Source organism: Pseudoalteromonas sp. SiA1 (assembly GCF_018732205.1).
Taxonomy (GTDB): domain Bacteria; phylum Pseudomonadota; class Gammaproteobacteria; order Enterobacterales; family Alteromonadaceae; genus Pseudoalteromonas; species Pseudoalteromonas tetraodonis.
In genome coordinates this window covers 2,836,094-2,858,283 of record NZ_CP076084.1, presented here as the reverse complement: position 1 = coordinate 2,858,283, position 22,190 = coordinate 2,836,094, and the positions used below count along the sequence as shown (strand labels likewise).

18 protein-coding genes and 1 pseudogene are annotated in these 22,190 nt (G+C 39.7%); 16 read left to right on the top strand and 3 right to left on the bottom strand.

Annotated elements, in window-relative coordinates:
- Positions 1 to 25: 25 nt before the first annotated feature.
- Positions 26 to 883, top strand: coding sequence for a co-chaperone DjlA (gene djlA / locus KK487_RS13270; RefSeq protein WP_008113211.1), 858 nt, complete (start codon positions 26 to 28; stop codon positions 881 to 883).
- On the opposite strand, the gene KK487_RS13265 is transcribed toward djlA, so the two are convergent.
- From KK487_RS13265 to rapA, 3 genes are all read right to left on the bottom strand, one after another.
- A complete protein-coding gene (locus tag KK487_RS13265; RefSeq protein ID WP_128583149.1) occupies positions 866 to 1,795 on the bottom strand; it encodes a DUF3530 family protein in 930 nt (309 codons plus the stop codon). The two genes, djlA and KK487_RS13265, sit on opposite strands and share 18 nt — an antisense overlap.
- Positions 1,796 to 1,888: 93 nt before the next feature.
- Positions 1,889 to 2,542 (bottom strand): bifunctional tRNA pseudouridine(32) synthase/23S rRNA pseudouridine(746) synthase RluA, encoded by a 654-nt coding sequence (gene rluA, locus KK487_RS13260; RefSeq protein WP_128583150.1) that lies wholly within the window; start codon positions 2,540 to 2,542, stop codon positions 1,889 to 1,891.
- A gap of 142 nt (positions 2,543 to 2,684) precedes the next feature.
- Positions 2,685 to 5,579, bottom strand: a complete 2,895-nt coding sequence (rapA, locus tag KK487_RS13255; RefSeq protein WP_128583151.1) for an RNA polymerase-associated protein RapA — start codon at positions 5,577 to 5,579, stop codon at positions 2,685 to 2,687.
- Between the two features lie 299 nt (positions 5,580 to 5,878).
- Between rapA and KK487_RS13250 the strand changes: the two are divergent.
- The 15 genes and pseudogenes from KK487_RS13250 to KK487_RS13180 all read left to right on the top strand — a co-directional run.
- A pseudogene (locus KK487_RS13250) lies at positions 5,879 to 6,736 on the top strand (PIN domain-containing protein); the annotation flags it as partial.
- A 257-nt stretch (positions 6,737 to 6,993) separates the two neighbouring features.
- Entirely contained in the window at positions 6,994 to 8,376 is a 1,383-nt protein-coding gene (locus KK487_RS13245) for a PhoH family protein (protein ID WP_008109623.1), read from the top strand.
- Positions 8,377 to 8,568: 192 nt separating this feature from the next.
- Positions 8,569 to 8,931, top strand: a complete 363-nt coding sequence (locus tag KK487_RS13240) for a hypothetical protein (protein ID WP_008109624.1) — start codon at positions 8,569 to 8,571, stop codon at positions 8,929 to 8,931.
- Between the two features lie 208 nt (positions 8,932 to 9,139).
- Positions 9,140 to 10,177: a hypothetical protein gene (locus tag KK487_RS13235; protein ID WP_008109625.1), complete on the top strand. Its 1,038-nt coding sequence runs from the start codon at positions 9,140 to 9,142 to the stop codon at positions 10,175 to 10,177.
- Entirely contained in the window at positions 10,174 to 10,491 is a 318-nt protein-coding gene (locus KK487_RS13230; protein WP_008109627.1) for a hypothetical protein, read from the top strand. Before KK487_RS13235 ends, KK487_RS13230 begins: the two co-directional genes overlap by 4 nt.
- Positions 10,492 to 10,503: 12 nt before the next feature.
- Positions 10,504 to 10,851, top strand: a complete 348-nt coding sequence (locus tag KK487_RS13225) for a hypothetical protein (protein WP_016899198.1) — start codon at positions 10,504 to 10,506, stop codon at positions 10,849 to 10,851.
- Between the two features lie 157 nt (positions 10,852 to 11,008).
- The gene (locus KK487_RS13220; RefSeq protein ID WP_215521839.1) at positions 11,009 to 11,416 is read left to right on the top strand and encodes a hypothetical protein; all 408 of its coding nucleotides are present in this window, start codon (positions 11,009 to 11,011) and stop codon (positions 11,414 to 11,416) included.
- Positions 11,417 to 11,523: 107 nt separating this feature from the next.
- Positions 11,524 to 12,021, top strand: coding sequence for a DUF411 domain-containing protein (locus KK487_RS13215; protein ID WP_036956660.1), 498 nt, complete (start codon positions 11,524 to 11,526; stop codon positions 12,019 to 12,021).
- On the top strand, positions 12,021 to 13,448 hold the full coding sequence (locus KK487_RS13210) for a TolC family protein (protein WP_004589253.1): 1,428 nt from the start codon (positions 12,021 to 12,023) through the stop codon (positions 13,446 to 13,448). Before KK487_RS13215 ends, KK487_RS13210 begins: the two co-directional genes overlap by 1 nt.
- Positions 13,448 to 15,190 (top strand): efflux RND transporter periplasmic adaptor subunit, encoded by a 1,743-nt coding sequence (locus tag KK487_RS13205; protein WP_004589254.1) that lies wholly within the window; start codon positions 13,448 to 13,450, stop codon positions 15,188 to 15,190. Before KK487_RS13210 ends, KK487_RS13205 begins: the two co-directional genes overlap by 1 nt.
- 14 nt (positions 15,191 to 15,204) lie before the next feature.
- Positions 15,205 to 18,369 carry an efflux RND transporter permease subunit gene (locus KK487_RS13200; RefSeq protein WP_004589255.1) on the top strand — a complete coding sequence of 1,055 codons (3,165 nt, stop codon included), beginning with the start codon at positions 15,205 to 15,207 and terminating at the stop codon, positions 18,367 to 18,369.
- Positions 18,370 to 18,457: 88 nt separating this feature from the next.
- The gene (locus KK487_RS13195) at positions 18,458 to 19,069 is read left to right on the top strand and encodes a PepSY domain-containing protein (RefSeq protein WP_232311327.1); all 612 of its coding nucleotides are present in this window, start codon (positions 18,458 to 18,460) and stop codon (positions 19,067 to 19,069) included.
- The gene (locus KK487_RS13190) at positions 19,069 to 20,901 is read left to right on the top strand and encodes a 2Fe-2S iron-sulfur cluster-binding protein (RefSeq protein ID WP_215521838.1); all 1,833 of its coding nucleotides are present in this window, start codon (positions 19,069 to 19,071) and stop codon (positions 20,899 to 20,901) included. Before KK487_RS13195 ends, KK487_RS13190 begins: the two co-directional genes overlap by 1 nt.
- Positions 20,902 to 20,925: 24 nt before the next feature.
- Positions 20,926 to 21,273, top strand: coding sequence for a copper resistance CopC family protein (locus tag KK487_RS13185; RefSeq protein ID WP_004589258.1), 348 nt, complete (start codon positions 20,926 to 20,928; stop codon positions 21,271 to 21,273).
- Positions 21,274 to 21,292: 19 nt separating this feature from the next.
- Entirely contained in the window at positions 21,293 to 22,180 is an 888-nt protein-coding gene (locus KK487_RS13180; protein ID WP_024596191.1) for a CopD family protein, read from the top strand.
- The last annotated feature ends 10 nt before the right edge of the window (positions 22,181 to 22,190 follow it).

Below are 22,190 nucleotides of genomic sequence, written 5' to 3'. Positions count from 1 at the left end.
TAAAACATTAGAGGTAAGTTTTAAAATGTGGGGAAAAATTCTCGGTTTCTGTTTTGGTTTTATGTTTGGCAAAATATTTGGTGCCATTTTAGGCTTATACCTAGGCCATATGTTTGATAAAAGCTTAAAAAAAGACTTTGATAAAGCTGGCGGCTTTTCTAACCTCTTTAAAGGCGATGATGTTAACGAACGCCAAGCGTTGTTTTTTTCGAGTTGCTTTGCGGTAATGGGGCATATTGCCAAGTCGAATGGCCGTGTTAGCGAAACCCACATTAAAGCAGCGACGCTGTTTATGGATGAAATGGGCTTAAAAGGCGAAGAGCGCCGTGAAGCGCAGCAGGCATTTCAATCAGGTAAAGATAGCGACTTTTCACTCAAAGATACGGTTTATGATTTTAAAGAACGTTTTGCTAAACGTTATGATTTACTGCAGTTATTTTTAGAAATTCAAATTCAAATGGCGTTTTCTGACGGGGTACTTGCTGCACAAGAAAAGCAATTACTGCAAGAAGTTAGTAAGCAGCTAGGTGTGTCTAAAGCACACTTTGCCTTTGTATTAAAACGTTATCAAGCAGAGTTTAACTTTAGGCAGCAACAACAGCGTTTTAAACAGCAGCAAAGTCAAAGTAGCAGCTACCGCGAAGGTTCAGGACATCATGTACCACCAAGTAATGATATGAACCGTTCGCAGGCATTGGCCTTATTAGGTTTAAATAAAGACGCGTCGCAACGTGATATTAAAGTAGCCTACCGTAAGCTCATGGCTCAGCACCACCCTGATAAACTGGTATCGCAAGGTTTACCTAAGCATATGATGGAAGTGGCAGTTAAAAAAAGCCAAGATATTCAAGCGGCATACGAGTATTTAAAAAAGGCGGCGTAAAAACCCGTCTATTTCTTTGCTTAGCCGCGCATGTTGCTGCGGCGCATCGCGTAATCCAAACAGCTGGCGCTGGCGATAATCAAACTTTGCATTTCGATTAACCCAACGCTGGCGGTTTTTAAGATTCATTAAAATATCATTACTGTCTGTAGCAAAATAAATATCTAACAAAGCAGGGGTGACCAAAGATGTTATTTGGCTTAACTTTGCATTGCGTTTTGTATTAGGAAGGTAACTGCTCAAACTAATGAAGGCGTTTATTTTTGAGTCTGAAAACTCAGCGTAATGCTCCAATAACACCCCAGCACTGGTGCCTTGTGCAATAACAACAATATTCTCAGACTCAATCGCAGCCTGCTGATATAAAGCGTCGTAGCGAGCGAGTAGTTTTAACTTGTAATTGTCTACCACCTCAGTATTTACTTGCTCAACATAGTCAGCATGATGGGGCTGTTTTTGTGTACTGGTGTTTGGCTTAGTATTTGCGTTGGCTGTTTTATTATTTGTGCCCACGGAATCATTTGTCGTTTTTGCTGCATCATCTTGAGCTGCTTGCCAATCAATATCAGGCACTGTCATCGCATAAGAGGTATACCCGTGGTTATTCAGTTCTTTACGTAAAAAGTTCATGCCTGCATTGTTTGTTGGCGTTGATTGCCAGTCAGGAATAAGTATGACTACCCCTCTAAAGTCCGCACTCATATACTCACTGTATAAAGTTAAAAACTCAGTATCACCAGCTAAAATAGGCTTTACTTCATCACTTTTGGCTAGGCGAGAGATATCCGCATCAATATTTTTTGAAAAGGGAGGAGGAGCGATATACTCAGCACTCAGCGCTTGAAAACCGATTAACGTACAGCCAAGCACAAGAGTAGTAATAATGGCTTTAAACATCTGCGTAATAAACATAAATAAGCTTTTAATTTAAATCTTATTTATGTATCGGCGAAGCACTCTTAAAGTTTAGCTATTTACAGTAAATAGCTAAAAGATTAATCCGTGTTAAAACTCGCTCTCAGCTTCAAAAGTAAGTACTTGCTCCGTTACAGGGTGTTTGAGTTGTAGCATTTGTGCATGTAGCTGTAACCGAGGTGCCGCAGCAAGTGCGTCTTTATGGGCGTAGAGGCGATCGCCTAAAATAGGATGGCCTAAGCTTAACATATGCACGCGCAGCTGATGTGAGCGCCCTGTAATAGGAGTAAGCTCTACACGGGTTGCCTGTGCTTCGCGCTCAAGCACTTTAAAATGAGTAAGCGAGGGCTTGCCATTGTCGTGATCAACCATTTGCTTAGGACGGTTCGGCCAATCACAAATAAGCGGTAAGTCAACTGAGCCGGTTTCACTTTCAAGTTGCCCATAAACTCGCGCAATGTAACGCTTTGCCGTTTCACGCTCTTGAAATTGCATACTTAAATGCCGATGAGCGGCTTTGTTCATTGCTAAGCAAAGTATGCCTGAGGTAGCCATATCTAAACGGTGAACAATTTTAGCACTAGGAAAAACACGATTGACGCGATTGATTAAACTATCGGCATGTTTTGGGTCTTTACCTGGGACGGTGAGTAACTCGCTAGGCTTATTTACAATAAGTAAATCATCGTCTTGAAACAGTATAGTTAAATACGGGCTCATAGGGGGATTGTAGTTAACTAACACAGCAGACCTCAGTGATTTTGAAGTGCGCTATTTTAGTGGAGTGAGGTCTTAGGCTCAAGTAAAAAGCGCGATATAAATATCGCGCTTTCTTTTTATACACACACGTTAGTAATCTTTAACTAACAACTGACAGCTAGATTCTCTAGTGCGAAACCACAATCAAACGAATCGCATCGAGTTTTAACTGCGCTTTTTCAATATGTGCGGTTAGCTCATTGCGTTGTTTATCGTAAAAGGTAATTTCCTCTTGGCGAATGTTTGGATTAATTTGTTTCAGTGCAACTAATCGCTGTTGCTCTTCGCTCAACGATGTTTGCATTTTTGCTAATGACTCGGCACGAATAACATCCAACTTTTGTTGCGCCATGTCTTTTGCAGTATTGATCATCGGATGAACCGCACTTTGCAATGCACCGGCTAATTTACTTGCTGTTTGACGACCTACCGCAGATAGTTGCTGATTAAAGCCATCAAAACCAACATTTTCACCTAAGTTATTACTGCTCTTATCGAGTAAAATACGAATTGGCGTAGGCGGTAAAAAGCGGCCCACTTGCAGTACTTTTGGTGCCATCGCCTCGGCAACAAAGATTAGCTCAACAAAGAATGTTCCTGGTGGTAACTTTTTGTTTTTAAGTAACGCCACTGACGCACTACCAAAGTCATCATCGCAAATCATGTCCATAGTGCCTTGCACCATAGGGTGATCCCAACTGATAAAGTGCACATCTTCTTGCGAAAGAGCGGTATCACGGTCAAATGTTACCGTCATGCCATCTTCTTTTAAAGCAGGGAATGACGCGTTAAGCATATGCTCAGTGGGTTTTAAAATAATAGTGTTTTCACCTTTATCTTCTTGGCTTACGCCAAAGGTGTCGAACACATTGATCATGTAACTTGGTAGCTCAAACTGATTATCGAGTTTTTCAATGTCAGCTACGAGTGAATCAGCAGCGCCTTGCCCTGATGAATGCAGTTCTAGTAGGCGATCTCGGCCACTTTCCATTTGCTTACGTAATACTGCATTCTTTTGTGCTACTTGCTCAAGCAATGGGTCTAGCTCATCTTCGTCACAATTATGAGCTGCAATATATTCAAGTAAGTCTTCGCTAAATTCTTTATATAATAACTGTCCTGTGGTTGAAGTGCTTTCAAATGCATCTAGGCCTTCGTTGTACCAACGTAATAACACTTCCTGTGCCGTATTTTCAAAGTAAGGCACATGAATGTTCACATCTTGTGTTTGTCCTATGCGGTCTAAGCGACCAATTCGTTGCTCAAGTAAATCTGGGTTGAGCGGTAAATCAAACAACACTAAATGATGTGAGAATTGGAAGTTACGGCCTTCTGAACCAATTTCAGAACACAATAATATTTGAGCATTATCGTATTCATCGGCAAAGAACGCCGCGGCGCGGTCTCGTTCAATTATCGACATGCCCTCGTGGAAAACCGAGGCTTTAATTGCTTCGCGTTCACGTAATATTTGCTCAAGGCTGATTGCGGTTTCGGCTTTAGCACAAATGAGTAATACTTTTTCACGTTTGAGAGTTTTTAGCGTTTCGATTAGCCAATCTACGCGAGGGTCAAATAAACCCCAGCTGGCGCTTTCACCTTCAAACTCTTGAAATATTTTTTCAGGGAAAAGTGCACGTTGTGCACTGAGTTCAGCATTTTGAATGCCGCTCATATTACCTAGTACAGTCATTGCTGTTTTGTATTGCTTAGGTAAAGCCATAGGGTAGGCGTGTAATTTACGACTTGGGTAACCATCAATACCACTGCGACTATTTCTAAATAAGATGCGCCCAGTACCGTGACGGTCTAAAAGCATATTTAAAATTTCTTTACGTGCTTCAAGGTCGCCTTGTTGTGCTGTTTCAAGAATATCGGTGATATCCGTTTCTTTTAATAGCTCAATCAAGGTTGCTTTAGCGTTATCATCTAATGATTGCTCTTGCAGTAGTTGGTTAGCAGCTTTGGCTACATCTTTGTAGTTTGCTTCTTCTTCTTTAAATACGTCGTAGTCGTAAAAGCGATCTGGGTCGAGCAGTTGTAAGCGTGCAAAGTGGCTACGATGACCCAGTTGGTCTGGCGTTGCTGTTAATAAAATTAGCCCCGGAATGTCTTGACTCAGCTCAGCCATACGTTGGTATTCGGCACTAGGTTTATTGTTGTTAATGCTTAAATGATGGGCTTCATCAATGACTAATAAGTCCCAGTCGGCCAACGTAGCTTGTTCAAACCAACGTTTTTTCTTAGTTAAAAACTCAAGGCTGGTAAGCACCAGTTGCTCGGTATCAAACACGTTAGGTGAATCAGCAAACGCTTCGTCGCAACGCTCTTCATCAAAAATAGAAAAACGTAAATTAAAACGGCGTAGCATTTCTACTAACCATTGGTGCTGCAAGTTCTCAGGTACCACAATGAGCACACGGCTGGCGCGACCAGTAATAATTTGTTGGTGTAAAATCATGCCAGCTTCGATGGTTTTACCCAAACCTACTTCATCAGAAAGTAGTACACGTGGCGCAAAACGTTTACCTACTTCTTGGGCAATATAAAGCTGATGCGGAATAAGGTTGGCACGTTGGCCAATTAAACCTTTAATAGGTGACTGTTGGCGTTCAAATTGGTGTAACCAAGTTTGGTAGCGCAAAGTGTATCGATCAAAGCGGTCTACTTGGCCTGCAAATAAACGGTCTTGTGGTTTATTAAATTTAATAAAATGGTCTAAAAAGGTCTCTTTTAATTGTACTTTTTCACCGTTATCAATACGTTCACCGTGATAGCACAGTAATTCGCCTTGTACTTCAATTGACTCAACTTGTAATTCCCACTCCTCAACGCTTCGGATCACATCACCAGGATTAAATGCTACGCGGGTTACCGGAGCTTCTGCAGAAGAATAAACACGGTTTTCACCACTGGCAGGAAATAAAATGCTGACCTGGCGGCCATCAATGGCAACAACGGTGCCCAATCCTAAATCTGACTCTGTATCACTTATCCAACGCTGACCTAAGTAAAAATTCATGTATGTCTCGTCTATGAAGAAAAAGGCGGCTATGTTACCTGTTACATAACACCACTGCAAGGCGCTATTTGCCTGACTTTTAATTAATTTTATAAGTATGAATTATTACCAACCCTAAGCGCGCATTAGTGCGTCGATTTTGTGGAAAATTCAAACTAAATGATATTTGTCATAAAACAGACTTTTATGACAAATAGACTAAACTCAAATTATACCTAAGTAATTAATCAAGTTTATTAGTAACCACTGATTAGTTTATTGGGTATAGCATAAAAATCATAAAACGTAAGGAAAGTACTATGGGAAAAGCTTCAAATTTTGATAGTAAAATGTATGTGCTAGATACCAATGTATTACTTCACGAACCCCTCGCGTATTTGTCATTCCAAGAGCACCAAGTTGTTATCCCAATGACCGTATTGGAAGAACTTGATCATATAAAAGATAGAAAACACGATGTGAGCCGCGATGCGCGAGTGGCTATTCGTGGCCTTGATGGGGTGTTGAGTCAGGCAACTCCCGAACAAATGTTACAAGGTGTGGCGCTGCCAAGGAATAAAAAAGGCGGATCGACAGGCAGCTTAATTATTGTAAACGACCATTTATTTGCCGATTCTATTTCTGGTTTGCCGGGCAATGAAAACGACCACCGTATTATTAATTGTGCGGTGCATTTACAAAACCAGCACAGCGATAAAAAAGTCATATTAGTAACTAAAGATATTAACATGCGCTTAAAAGCCAAAGGGGCGGGGCTTAAATATGTTGAAGACTATCGTACTGATCAGTTAATTGACGATATTGATTTACTCACCAGTGGTTATAAAAAAATTGAGGGCGATTTTTGGCAGCATGTCGGTCAGTGTAGCACTGAGCAACACGGACGTGAAACAGTTCATCATATCCCTAAAGATTTAATTCCTGATGTGTTTTGTAATGAATATTTACTTGATGATGGCGATCAGTTTGCCGCTAGAGTTAAATCGTATGATGGTGAGCATATTACCATTAAAGATATTGGTGCAGAGCGATTGATGCATCAAAGTGCATGGGGAATAAAGCCAAAAAATATTTACCAAGCAATGGCTCTTGATGCCTTGCTCGACACGTCTATTGAGCTTGTTATTTTAACCGGCCCAGCGGGATGTGGTAAAACAGGTATTACTGCAAGCTTTTTTTCAATATTTGTGCAGACCTATCTACAGACCTTATTCTTACTGAATAAATTGAGTATTTATAACAGGCTAAGATCTAATCTCTCTAACATGTCATTAAGTGTGACTTAAAGAATAGAACCATTCATCAATAAATATAAATAATGGATTTAACCTGCAAGAGGCACAAACAAAAATAATAAAGCTAAGGTAAATCTAAAATGCTAATTAATGAAAATCGTTCTCAAAGGAGAACTAAAATGAATAATCCAAGTGAAAACAAAAACCCAAGAGTATTGGATACATCGGCACTAGTTCATGATCCAAAGTCACTTCTTGCGTACAGTGAAGACGTATACATCTGTCTAACAGTTCTAGAAGAATTAGATAACTTAAAAGAAAGAACTAACAAATCGGTTAGTGCTGATGCTCGTGTATGTATTCGTATGCTTGAAGATATAATAAATGGGCACAGTGCAGAAGAGATGGAAGCTGGTATTCCACTACCTTCTACTGAAACAGCTAAACGAGGAAAACTGTTTATTGGAATTGATACCCAGCTCGATATGGCTAAAGAGTTAAAGCACGGTATTGGAAGTGACGCTGACAATAGAATAATTAACTATGCACTGTATCTTCAGAAGGACTTAGATAAAGACGTAGTAATTGTTAGCCGTGACATTAATATGCGCTTGAAAGCTCGAACCGTAGGGGTCATGGCAGAAGACGTTGCCGTAGATAATCAAATATCAGATATTGATCTTTTATACACAGGGGTACAAGCCTTTAAAGGAGATCTTTTTGATCGAATTAAATCAGACAAAGACTTCAAGGTTTCAGGAGAAGTTTATACTTTCCCAATAAGTCTATTTAATGATGAAGTTCAGCCAAACATGTATTGGTACGATGAAGCTGGACACATTGGGCGAATTTCAGAAGTAACAGATACTGAGGTATTCACAAAGTTATTGCCTCGTAAACAAGAAAAAGTATGGGGCATTTTGCCTAAAAATCAGCGTCAGGCAGTAGCTTTAAGCCAATTAACAGATCCATATTATGACTTAAATATCATCCTTGGCCCTGCTGGCTCCGGAAAAACTTTTTTAGCAGTTGCTTCGGCGCTGCATCAAGTATTGGAGTTAAAAAAGTACAAAAAAATCGTTGTGGTGCGCTCCAGAGACTTTATGGACGATGATCCGGGGTTTTTACCCGGTGACCTGACAGAGAAATCAATGCCGTTATTAGCAGGTATAACAGATGCGCTTATATCAATGCATTCAGGTGATAACAATGAAGGTAATATTAGTGCAACTGTTGAGCATGTGATCGAAAAAGCCAATATAGAATTTACTAGTATGGCTTACTTCCGAGGTCGTTCAATAGACGATGCTGTTTTAATCATTGATGAAGCTCAAAACATGACTAGAGCGCAAATTAAGGGCATGTTAAGCCGTGGTGGCAAAAATTGTCGCACAATCGTGTTGGGCAACTTAGCCCAGATTGATGATAAGTTTGTCACACCCGCATCTTCAGGTGCTAGCGCGGCTGTTAACGTGTATAGAAACTATGAAAAAGGCTCAGTATTGATATTTGATGAAGTAGAGCGTAGTAGCTTGGCTGAATTCACTGAAAAGAACATGTAGGCATCAAACTACAATTCACATTTCCTTATAATATTGCGACAATAGCCACTGCTTTTTGCAGTGGCTTTTCAGAGAAGCCCGTTCCCACGAAAACAGGACGAAATGGATTTACTCTGAACTAAAAGATTAAATATTCACAAAAACTGAGTGACATAGGTGCGTGGCCTAGCGTTGCCGTTTTTTGGTGTATTGATGTCTTTTAATAAAGAAGACCTGCTAGTAAATATAAAAAGGCAGGCAAAACGATTATCTAAATTATTAACTATTCCCCTTGGACAAGCCCAAGAAGCCCTAGCTATTTGTCTTTACGGCTGTGACAGTTACAGCGATTTACTAGTAAAAATAAAAGCTGAATCCTTTGACAACCCATTGATAGCACTGTCTGCACTCTCACCAAACTCGGAAATATTTTTAGTAAAAATATTAGCTAGCCACCTAGATAGCATTATTGGAAATTTTGAAAAAAAATTTCCCGGCTCCAATATAAATGAAGAGATGGTCGTATCCCTGTTTGGGCTTAGCTTTTCAGAGTTCAAACTCAAAATATCTACCTAAAGTTGTACAAATACGTAAGTTGTCATTTTGTTTTTTGGCGATATTATAATATGAAGGCTGAACGGACAGCCTACGCCTACACATGTTTTTCGCCTTGAAAAACGTGAACAGTGAAGCGGAGCATCCGTAAAAATTTGGTTATTTGAACAATAAATAAAGCAATGTGTTGGTAGGCCATTGTTTATTGGAAAGTTGTTTGGAGAACTAAATGATCTCACTTTATCAATTAAAGAATAAGCTCAATAAACAAGCAAAAGAGTTTGCTGAGTTATTAGAGTTTCCTGATCTTTACGCCCAAGGCCTGTGGGCTAGAGGTGTTTATAACTGCCCTTATTTTTCTGATACCCATAAATATCTCTCTGAAGTATTTGAAAAGAAAAAGCTGGACTCAATTCTAAAGCACGATTCCCTGAAATATTTAATGATCAACGAATACGATGATCAAGAAATTATTGAATCGCTTCATAAAGAAATTGAGTCAATGGCAAACCGTATTGAAAGCCTGATGCTGGTAGATATCGAAACATTAGAGTTAGTTTCAGTGATATACCAAGTTTTAGGGTTGCCTGAAAATGCCAAGTTTATTGTAAATACAGGTGCAGACTTCCGCTTAGAGTGGCGACCATACTTTGATGCCTTTGATGATCCGTTGATAGTTCAATATGCAGATTTAAAAGTTCATGGTTGTTATTTCAGGCTAATCGCTTGCAAGTTTCCGTTTGAAAAGCTTTCCTTGGATGACATTAGAAAATACATGTACATCAATCATGTAAACCATAATGGTGAGTTTGAAGGCTGTATTTCTGAAGGAAATACATTTTCTAAGCATGTGCACTGGCTGGTGTTGACACTTGAATTATTCAGTAGCGGCAAAGTAAATAAGGCTCAGTTCAATCCAACAACCTTCAAAATCGAAGGTATGCGCTATTTGGTATATGGCTTCCCATTGATTCCTTCCTTTGTATCTGATTGGCACAAACCTGATTTATGTCTACGAGTCAAAAATCTAGATGGCGATCAGAAGTTCATTGTTCGTATCGAACAGCAAGATCTTGTTTTTTATGCGAGGCGCGTTGATACCAACTTTTTTAACACAATCGATTATGAAAAATACATTTCGTTGTATCAATCTAGTGTTCTGTCACATTTTGATGCTGACAACAATTTGCTTAAAGTTGATGGGGTTAAATATCTAAGTTTTTTTCGTCCTTTTTCTGTAGAAGATATGAAAGGAGTTCAAGCATGAGACCTAGAGTAAAACTAACCAACGCAAAACTTATCTCAATTCAATCTGATACAGAGGAAAAAGTTGAACGGGTGCTTTACGGCACATTTGCTGACGAAAATGAAAATGGTAAAGAAGGAGATGCTTTATTCACGATAAAGGTTTTGGAAATCAATGGTCTAGAAAGTAAGTGCTTTGGTGTTGACTTTTATATCTTAGATGCTGAATCTAAAGAGTTTGATGTAAATGCATTTGAGTTTAATTTAATGCATGAGTGTATGTATTCTCCTAATGAGTTATTAGAGCTGCGAGATATGCTCCCGGCTAGTTATTAGTAAGGGAATACGTTGGATAGAATATATTTAAAGGATGCCTACATAGTATCTGTTTACGACTATAAAGAATTTGAAAAAATATTTCTTGGCGAGTTTTTATCAGGGGGGGTTATTGAAGATGAAACATTCAGGTTTCGGCCATTTCAGCAAATCGTGACTTCAAAGATTGTTAGCAAATCTGCTGATGAAGATAAGTTAGAAATATACACACATAGTGGGAGTTGTTATGTGATTGATGCTGACCATAAGTTAATTGATATTTCATTTGTTGAACTGGTTGTTATGAGAGCAGGAGCTTATTCGGCAGATCGAGTTTTAGAAATGAGAGAGCAACTTAAGTCTCAAAATAAAAGCCATTGAATAGCGAAGATAAGAAGTCTGATGAGATTATTATTTGTCACTTACCTCTTTGAAAAATTTGACGATAATCAAATATTCATAAATGTTTATACAGCATCAATTGACTTAGTCAAAAATTTGCATTAGTATTAGAAATGTATATTTGTAAGAGAATTTTATGTCTAAAGCATTTTCAAAAGTCTTAGTAATGACGCTTATGCTGGTTGCCTTTGTAGGGCAAGCATTTGCGTATTCTGCTATGCCTTGCGAAATGTCATCAGGTTCTCACGAATCACACATGAACATGAACATGAACATGAACATGAACATGAACATGAACATGAACATGAACATGAACATGAACATGGATCATGGTGATATGAATAAAAGCAGTAATGGTCAATCAGAAGATTGTTGTGACGTTGAATGTATTTGTCCTGCAAATGCTTGCTCATCTACGACAGTCCTAAATTCCAGTATTGATTCGACAGATATTCAAATATTCAGTGAATCTGTAGCTGCTCTGCAATCTAAACAACCTCATTCAATTTCCACTTCCCTTTATCGTCCACCAATTTTTGCCTAATACAGGATTAGTGCGTCCAAATTTCTCGCACATGTAATTAATTTTTCTGTTAGTCAATATAGCGTCGTAGCGCTATAGATATTTTCCAGCGATGTCTGGGGGCAAAAATGATCAATAAGTATTTAAAAATAGCAGTAGTAATGCTGCTTTCACCTGCGTTTGCAAACGCCAACGAACATAACCATGCAGACAATCACGACGTAACACCTTTGGAGTTAATCGTTTATAAAACCCCTACTTGTGGGTGTTGTAAAAAATGGATAACTCATATTGAAGACAAAGGGATCGTTGCGCATTCCAAAGATTTCCGAAACATCGGCAACATCAAAACTAAGTATGGTATCAAACCTAATTACCGTTCATGCCACACGGCAGTGAGTAGAAATGGATTTGCCTTTGAAGGTCATATACCTGCTAAATTTATTCAGCAGTTCTTATCAGAAGAACATCCCAATGCGATTGGGCTTTCAGTTCCAGCAATGCCAGTTGGCTCTCCCGGTATGGAAGTCGATGACCGCTTTATGCCATACAACGTGTTAATTCTATTTAAAGATGGAACGAGCAAAGTCTATGCAAAAGTTAAGACATACGAGGAGCAATTCTAATGAAATTGAACTCTTCAAACCTTACTTCACTTTCAACTGCATTAATACTCGGCTTATCTGTATTCTCAGCTCAAGCTGAGAAAGTAGTGTCGCTTGAACAAGCTATCACCTTAGCTCAGCAAAATGATCCTTGGCTTCATGGTAGCCGATTGAAACAAAGTGCAGTTGAAAATAGAAGTATTGCTTCAGGTACTTTGCCTGATCCGAAAGTATCGCTAGGGATAATGAATTTACCAACAGATACTTGGGATTTAGATCAGGAAGGAATGACTCAGCTAAAGGTTGGCGTCTCTCAAATGTTTCCGAGAGGCGACAGTCTAGAGATCAAGAAAGACCAGTTACAAATTGAGTCCACGAAATTTCCACTGTTACGAGAGGATCGTAAAGCTAAGTTGAAAAGCCAAGTGTCACAACTTTGGTTAGATGCTTACTTAGCCCAACAAACTATTAAATTGATTGAAGATGATTGGTCTCTCTTTGAGCAGATGGCAGAAGTGGCTAAAGCTAGCTATTCAAACGTTGTTGGTAAAACTAGACAGCAAGATGTTATTCGTGCTCAGTTGGAAATCGTGCAGTTAGATGACAGATTAACTTCGCAAAAGCAGAAACTAGAAACGACAATCGCTCGTCTCAATGAGTGGCTTCATATTTACGATGCGGATCGTTTGAATGAATCATTCAACTTTGACGCGCAACCATTAGAGTTTAGCGTCTCAAAAGAATTGCCTTCGATTCAATTGAATAATCCAACAGTCCTAAAAGCATCTAATTACTCAAGAAATCTATTGGCTCAGGAGCTTTCGAATCACCCAGCCATACTTGCGATTGATATAAAACGCAAAGCTTCAGAAAAAGGAATTGAGTTAGCCAAACAGCAATATGAGCCGCAATGGGGTGTTAATGCTAGTTATGCCTATCGCGACAATATGCCCTCTGGTGATAGCCGAGCTGATTTATTTTCTGTTGGGGTAACGTTTGATTTACCCTTGTTTACCGAGAACAGACAAGATAAGCAAGTTGCAGCTTCTATTGCAGATTCAGAGACTATTAAAACCGAGAAACTATTACTGACAAAGCAAATGATCAGTGTTTTAGAAAAAGAACTAAGACAGCTTAAACGCTTATCAGATAGACAATCTATCTATCAAGAACAACTCCTTAAACAAACTCATGACCAAGCAGAAGCGTCATTGACAGCCTACACAAATGATGATGGCGATTTTGCCGAAGTTGTTCGAGCAAGAATTGCCGAATTAAATACCAGAATATCAGCTTTAAGAATTGATGTTGACGCACTTAAAACAGTTGCTCGTATCAACTATTTCTTTGCGCATTCTCAATCTAACTCAAATGCTGAACATAAGTCGATGCAAACTTCACACAAAACTAATCAGCACTTATCCAGTCAGCAATTTGGAGAAAAATAATGTCAACGAATACAAAAACAATTATTGCCATCATCATTGGGGCAGCACTTGGTGCTGGAGCATTGAGTTTATATCAAGGTACTGGCTCAAACAGTAATAGTAATGAAGCAACATCAGGAGAAAAAAAGCCTCTGTATTGGGTTGCACCGATGGATTCTAATTACCGCCGGGACAAGCCCGGTAAGTCGCCTATGGGGATGGACCTAATTCCAGTGTATGAGGAAGGATCATCTGGTGATGACTTTGGCCCCGGAGCAGTAAAAATTGCGCCTCATGTAGTGAATAACCTTGGGGTTCGCACTGCACCTGTTGAACTGAAAAATATGCATACTGAAATCTCAACGGTAGGTTATGTTCAATATGATGAAGATAAGCTAATTCATATCCACCCACGGGTTGATGGCTGGATTGATAAACTTTACATCAAAGCAGCAGGTAACCCTGTAGAGAAAGGGCAGCCTCTTTATACACTATATTCTCCTCAGTTAGTTAATGCTCAGGAAGAGCTGTTAATAGCGTTAAAGCGCAACAATAGTTCTTTAATTTCAGCAGCCAAAGATCGCCTAAAAGCGTTACAGCTTTCAGCAGACTTTGTTCAAAAGCTAGAAAAGACACGAAAGGTTCAGCAAACAATTACCTTTTATTCACCACAAGCAGGTGTTGTCGATGGTTTGAAGGTTAGAGAAGGTTTTTATGTAAAGCCGGGAAACACCTTATTAAGCATTGGCCAGCTAGATCAAGTTTGGGTTGAAGCAGAAGTGTTTGAACGTGACGCAGCCTTAATTAAAAAAGGACTTCCTGTATCAATGACACTGGATTATTTACCCGGTGAGGACTGGGCTGGTGTCGTTGATTATGTTTATCCAACATTGAACAGTAAAACACGCACACTCCGAGTGAGATTGAAATTTGATAACACAGACTATCAATTAAAACCAAATATGTTTGCACAAGTCTCTATTCACGCTAATCAAGCTGATAGCACCATCCTCGTGCCTAAAGAAGCCGTTATTAGAACAGGTAAACAGGACAGAGTAGTACTTGCGTTAGGTGATGGGCAATTTAAATCTATTGAAGTGACTATTGGCCGGGTTGATATCGACAGCATCGAAATATTAGACGGCTTAAATGAAGATGACGTTGTGGTGACATCTGCCCAATTCTTGATTGATTCTGAATCAAGTAAAAGCTCTGACTTTAAACGAATGACTCATGATGAAGTGCCTAACTCTGTTTGGATGCAAGGGGATGTTAATAGTGTTATGGCAGGGCACCGCATGGTTAATATTTCACATGGCCCTGCTGAAGCTTGGGATTGGCCTGAAATGGTTATGGATTTTACTGTGGCTGAAAAAGTCGATATTGACTCATTAAAGTCAGGTCAATCTTTGCACTTTGAAGTGAGCAAAACCGAAGACGGTGGATATGAAATTACTGGAATTCATATCATGAGTGAGCCTGAAGTATCATCAGCAACAGTATCTGGTTTGATTAATGCGATTGATATTGATACACGGATTCTAAATATTAGCAGAGGCCCAATAGAGAAATGGGATAGACCTGCTGCGACGATGGATTTTATCGTCGCGGACAATATAGAAATGGTTGATTTCAATGTCGGTGATAATGTCACTTTCACTTTTGAGGTTAGAGATGACTTAGTTATCACTGACATTTCTCTTGAATCAGATGAACAACACGGCAAGGAAAATAAAGCTGCTGTTGATCATTCTAATCATTAAGTGGGAGAAAAATAATGATTGAATCAATTATTAGATGGTCTATCGGCAATCGTTTCTTTGTTTTGTTGATTACCTTAATTATCGCGTTTGGTGGTTTGTATTCATTACAAAAAACACCAGTAGATGCACTCCCCGATCTTTCTGATGTGCAGGTTATAATTAAGACGAGCTATCCGGGACAGGCACCACAAGTAGTGCAGGATCAAGTGACATTTCCTCTTACTACAGCGATGTTATCAGTGCCGGGGGCGCAAACTGTTCGTGGTTACTCATTTTTTGGTGATTCCTACGTCTACATTATTTTTGATGACGATACTGATTTGTATTGGGCTAGAAGCAGAGTACTTGAATACTTAAGCCAAGTAGCATCAAGCCTGCCTGATTCGGCAAAACCTCAATTAGGACCTGATGCAACAGGTGTGGGTTGGGTATACATTTACGCTTTAACAGATAAGTCTGGAAACCATGATCTAAGCCAATTAAGAAGCATTCAAGACTGGTTCTTAAAGTATGAACTACAAACTGTTCCGGGCGTGTCCGAAGTTGCCGCCGTTGGTGGTATGGTTAAGCAGTATCAAGTGCAAGTAGATCCTGATAAATTGAGAGCTTACGATATTCCTCTAAGTTTAATACAAATAGCCTTACAAAAAGGGAACAAAGAAACTGGCGCATCCGTTGTGGAAATGGCTGAAGCTGAATATATGGTTACCGCAACGGGGTATATTCAATCAGTTAGTGATATAGAGAAAATCCCACTTGGTATTAACGAACAAGGCACGCCATTGCGTATTGGTGATGTTGCTACCGTTAATTTAGGGCCTCAAATGCGCCGTGGTATCGCAGAGCTTAATGGTGAAGGCGAAGTTGTTGGTGGTGTTGTCGTTATGCGCTTTGGTGAAAACGCTCAACAAACCATAAACGGGGTAAAAGAAAAACTTGAATCGCTTAAATCTTCTCTACCAGAGGGGGTGGAGATTGTCCCTGTTTATGACAGATCGAAGTTAATAGATCGTGCTGTTGATAATCTTTGGAGCAAGTTGCTAGAGGAGCTTGCAGTCGTTGCTATTGTCTGTGTGGCTTTCCTATTTCATCTTCGCTCATCTATTGTGGCAGTTGTTACTCTGCCATTAGGTATCTTGGTGTCGTTCATTATCATGTATATGCAAGGCATCAATGCCAACATTATGTCTTTAGGCGGTATCGCTATTGCGATTGGTGCGATGACTGATGGTGCAATAGTGATGATTGAAAATATGCACAAGCATATGGAGAAAACACCACTAACAGATGAAAATCGCTGGCAAATTGTTGCTAAGGCTGCGAGTGAAGTAGGCCCTGCACTATTTTTTAGCTTACTGATCATTACAGTCTCATTCTTACCTGTATTTATCTTGGAAGCGCAAGAAGGAAGAATGTTCTCTCCGCTCGCCTATACAAAAACCTATGCAATGGCGGCATCAGCAGGTTTGGCGATCACATTGGTGCCTGTTTTGATGGGCTACTTTATTCGAGGCAAAGTTGTTTCTGAAAAGAAAAACCCGTTAAACCGATTATTGATTGCTATCTACATGCCTGTTTTAAAGCAAGTCATGAAGTTTCCAAAATCGACAATAGTAGCAGCAATATTAGTGACTATCGTTGGCTTTTGGCCTGTCGATAAAATTGGTAGTGAATTCATTCCGCCATTGGATGAAGGCGATCTCATGTATATGCCTACTACCTATCCCGGTATTTCAATTGGTAAAGCAAGGGAGTTATTGCAGCAAACAGACAAGCTTATTCGCACTGTGCCAGAAGTTGAAACTGTATTTGGTAAAGTAGGAAGAGCTGAAACTGCAACCGATCCTGCACCTTTAACCATGATTGAAACCTTTATTCAATTGAAGCCACGAGAGCAGTGGCGAGAGGGTGTGACTACTGAATCGTTAAAAGCTGAGTTTGATAAATTGGTTAAGTTTCCGGGCTTAACGAATGCTTGGGTTATGCCAATCAAGACCCGAATCGACATGTTAGCAACAGGCATAAAAACGCCTGTGGGTATTAAAGTCGCCGGACCAGAGCTTGATGTGATTCAGGAAATCGGCCAACAAATAGAGCAAATTTTACCCGAAGTTACAGGCACAGCATCAGTTTACTCAGAGCGAGTTGCAGGTGGACGATATATCAAGGTTGATATTTCACGCGATAAGGCAAGTCGCTTTGGGTTAAACATCGAAGATGTTCAACAAGTGGTTTCTACAGCTATTGGTGGTATGAACGTTACCCAAACGGTAGAAGGTCAAGAGCGTTACCCTGTTAACTTACGCTATCCGCAAGACTATCGAGACTCTCCTGAGCAGCTATCACGATTACCTGTTGTAACACCAAGTGGTCAACGCATTGCACTAGGTGATGTCGCAGATATTCGAGTTGAGAACGGTCCGCCGGGAATTAAGAGTGAAAATGCTCGTTTAAATGGCTGGACGTTTATCGATATAGACGGTGTTGACGTAGGTACTTATGTTGAAAGTGCAAAAATACACTTGGCTAATAATCTAAAACTACCAGCAGGTTATTCAATTACTTGGGCTGGGCAATACGAATATATGGAAAGAGCGAAAGAAAAGCTCACCTATGTATTGCCTTTAACACTCGCCATTATTGTTATTCTACTTTACTTAAACTTCAGAGCGTTTAGTGAGGTGGCTATCATTATCGTTACCTTGCCGATGGCGATGATTGGTGGCTTATGGTTGATGTATCTGGAAGGGTTTAACTTCTCTGTGGCTGTTGGCGTGGGCTTTATTGCTCTAGCTGGGGTAGCGGTTGAGATTGGTGTGATAATGTTGGTCTATCTCAATCAGGCACTTGCTGAGCTTAAGGAAAAAGCTGAAGAGCGAGCTGAACCTATCTCTGATGATGCATATCAAGATGCATTATTGCACGGTGCAGGCTTACGAGTTCGTCCAGTAATGATGACAGTTGCAACAATCATTATCGGCTTGATGCCCATTTTATATGGTACAGGAACAGGTTCGGAGATTATGAGTCGTATTGCTGCACCTATGGTAGGCGGAATGACAAGTGCTGTGCTACTCACTCTTATTGTGCTCCCAGTAATTTACTCAATCGTTAAAAAGCCAGAATTAAACGCCTTTAACAAGGAGCTTTCTAAGGCGGAGCTAAAAAGTAATGCTTAGCACGGCTAGAAAATATCACAAATGGCTAATGGCATTTGTCGGAATACAATTCCTCTTCTGGTCTATTACAGGCGTGTATATGGTGACTATGGATATTCACTATATACACGGCGAAACCTTGGCTAAGAGTGAGGAAGCCAAAATAGATTTAGCAAGTATGGATTACTCCATTGTAAAGCTAGCTGCGGATTATCCTAAAGCTAGCCAAGTTACACTTACTCAAAGTATGGGCCGTCCTTTGTATTCTTTTATTAATGGAGAAAATGGAAAAGTAGCAATAGATGCTAAAACTGGAGCTGTTCAGGCACTTGTAGATGAAATCAAGGCTAAAGAAATCGCACAATACCATTATGCGCTGAATCATCAAATCGACAGCGTAAGGTTGATTAAGTCAGCGACAAACTTGCCTGCTGAGTTGTCCCCAAGGCATTTACCTGTTTGGAGAGTGACGTTTGAGCAATTCTCCACACCGACATTTTATATAAGTCAACAAACAGGATCACTTGTTGCCAAGCGTCATGATTACTGGCGATTGTTTGATTGGATGTGGCGGTTCCACATTATGGATTACTATGATGGAGAAAACGTATCTAACTGGTTTTTGTTCTTGGTCGCAACTCTAGGTCTAATGGGAGCAATTACTGGCGCAGTATTGACTTATTACCGAGTGCTTTCCCCAAATAAAAAGGGAGTCATTTGATGCGACTATTTAAGTTAAATACAACGATACACAAGTGGCTTTCTTTATTTGTTGGTTTACAACTGCTTATTTGGTTGGGAACGGGCCTTTACTTCAATTTGATGGATCACAGTAAAGCCAGTGGTAATGAACTTAGAGTTCATTCTCATCATGAAGGTAGCATTACAGGCTTTGACCTATTCCCTATTAAAGACATTACTAGTAATGCTCCGCAGGAAGTAAACCTTATATGGGTTTTACATCAGCCTTACTATCATTTTGTGTTCGATAAGGGGCAGCATAGCTATCAAGAACGCCACTCAAAGCTATTTGATGCTGTAACAGGAAAGCCATTTAATTTGTCTGAAGAACAAGTACTAACTTTGGCAAAAAACTCCTACTCAGGACAGGGTAAGTTAACTACTCCAGTGTTATCTCAACCTCCGTTTTCTGATCACGTAAGGCAGCAAAATCCTATGTGGCAAGTTGCCGTTGAGGATGAGAACAATACAACTATTTATTTAGATAGTATTACAGGTCAAGTACTTCGCCATGCCAATGATGATTTCAGATTGAAAGATCTGATGATGAAGCTTCACTTTATGGACTATGGCAATTCTGGAGGATTTAACCATTGGTTGATCATTGCATTTGCTTTTGCAACGCTATTCCTTTCAATTACTGGTGTTACTTGGCTGATACAACAGTATCGAAGTGGTTTACTGAAGCTAGGTTGGGGCACTAACAGGCAAAAAGTGGCAGTGACGTTTTCCAATGAAAATACTATTACTGACATCTCAGCAGTTGGTCGCTCAACTGTACTAGAAGGGCTAGCTAGTTCACATGTATACCTTCCTTCAGGTTGCGGTGGTGGCGGTACTTGTGGCAAATGCGTGTTCTTAAGTTCAACTAAATTACCTATCACACTATCTGAACAGGAACATTTATCTCAGGAGCAACTTAAGGAAGGTTATCGGCTTGGATGTCAGCATAGGTTCTCTGAAATTAGTTCGATTGAAGTTAATACTGATCGCAATATTGAAAATCATGAGCTAGTTGTGGTTGCGACTAATTTCATTACTCCTTTTATCAAGGAAGTGAAATTTAAGCTGAAATCAGGCAAACAGTTGGCATTTAAAGCTGGTGCATATATGCAATTTGATGTGCCAGCAGGGATGAATAGCTTACGTCCAGATGATATGCCAGAGTGCTATGAAAAATACTGGGATAGCTACTATCATGGAAAATTTTCTCATAACGGTGTAACTCGCCACTACTCATTAGTTAACTTTGACGAGGAGTCTGATGAGTTAATGTTTAATATCCGTTGGCAGACCGCAAAGAATGGTTTTAAAGCAGGAATAGGTTCAAGTTATTTAGGTTCACTCCAAGTAGGTGAAACGATAACTGCAAAAGGCCCTTTTTCTGATTTTTATGCCACTTCAAATAAAAAAGTTAGTCGCGTGTTTATTGGTGCGGGTTCAGGACTTGCACCACTGAGGTCTATTATTTTTGAACAGTTGAAAAAGCATAAAGATAAAAGTGGTTTGGCTCTTATCTATGGTGCGCGAACTGAAGATGACTTGCTATACCATAATGAATTGAAGTCACTGAGTGAGAAGCATAAAAACTTCTCTTATATTCCTACTCTTTCTAATCCTTCAGAAGAATGGCAAGGGCACTCAGGCTATGTTCAAAAAGTACTTCTGCCGTATATGAACCAAAAATCAGAACTGCTTTTGGCTGAGTTTTACTTGTGCGGTCCAGAAGCAATGATGAGTGAAGTGGAAAAAATAATTACAGATGCTGGGATTCCAAGTAATAAAATTTTCAAAGATAAATTTAGTCGTTAATCCATTAAATAAATAGAGGTATATATGAAAACATTAATTAAATTTTTAACCGTAATCAGTGTCGTTTTTAGTAGTGCGGTATTTGCGCATGTGCATCTTGAAAAAAGTGTGCCTGCTGATAATGCAATGCTAATGAATCCTCCAGAAGAGTTAACTTTGGTGTTCACCAAAGAGGTACGGGTTGTAAAAGTTTCATTGGCCAATAAACAAGGCGAAGAATTTAAATTTGGATTCGAGCCTTCTAAAGTCGCTACTAGCAAATTTACATGGAAACTACCTAAATTAGCTCCTGCAAACTATGCTGTGGATGTAACCTTCTTAGGTAACGATGGTCATAAAATGAAACATAGCTTCGGCTTTATGGTTCACTAAAATAGGCGGTGTGATTGATATGGAAATGTATATCTGGAATACAGTCATTGTACTGTCAAAAATTGTATTTTACGTCGGCTTTGCCTGTATTGCTGGTTATACATTTTTCAGGCAAATATTTGAGAATAATGAATCTCATACTAATGCTGTAATAGCGAATTTAACGTGGACAAGAACTTATATAGTTATGGCTTTGATCGCTAATATTACTTGGTTCTTTGCCAGTACTGGTGCAATGGCAGAAGAGGGAATTCAGGGGGCGATAGACGCTGATATATTGGCTATTATGTGGGACTCCTCTGTCGGCACTGGAGCTTTGCTTCGAGCGCTTGGGCTAGTTACCGCAATAATCGCTTTAGCTTTAAGGTTCAAACTCGCTGTGAACTCGTACTTAAAACAAAGCGCTTTAATGTTGAGTTTATTAATCCTTGCATACTCATTCACGTTACTGGGTCATATTTCTGAGTTAGGCACAATTGAAAAAGGCTTGCTTATTTTGCATGTGCTCGTTATGGCATGGTGGTTTGGGGCGTTATTGCCACTAAAACAGGCTTGCCATCAGCTAAGTTATGCAGAACTTCATTTGCTGATGGAAAGCTTTGGCAAACAAGCAAGTTTTACATTGAGCCTATTGTTGGTAGCAGGCCTCTGGCTCGTGATTCAATTGGTCGGAAGTCTTGATGCACTAATAAGCTCAAGTTACGGACAAACACTGTTGTTTAAATTGGCCCTTGTAGTGTCTATTTTGGCACTTGCTGCTAAACATAAACTAATACTCGTTCCACAACTTAAAAATAGTCAAGGCAGAGAGGCTTTATCTAAATCTATCTCGATAGAAATGGTAGTAGCTTTTGCCATTTTATCTGTAACGGCTGGGCTTACTAGTGTTGTTGGCCCTGCAAATTAAAACCTAAAAG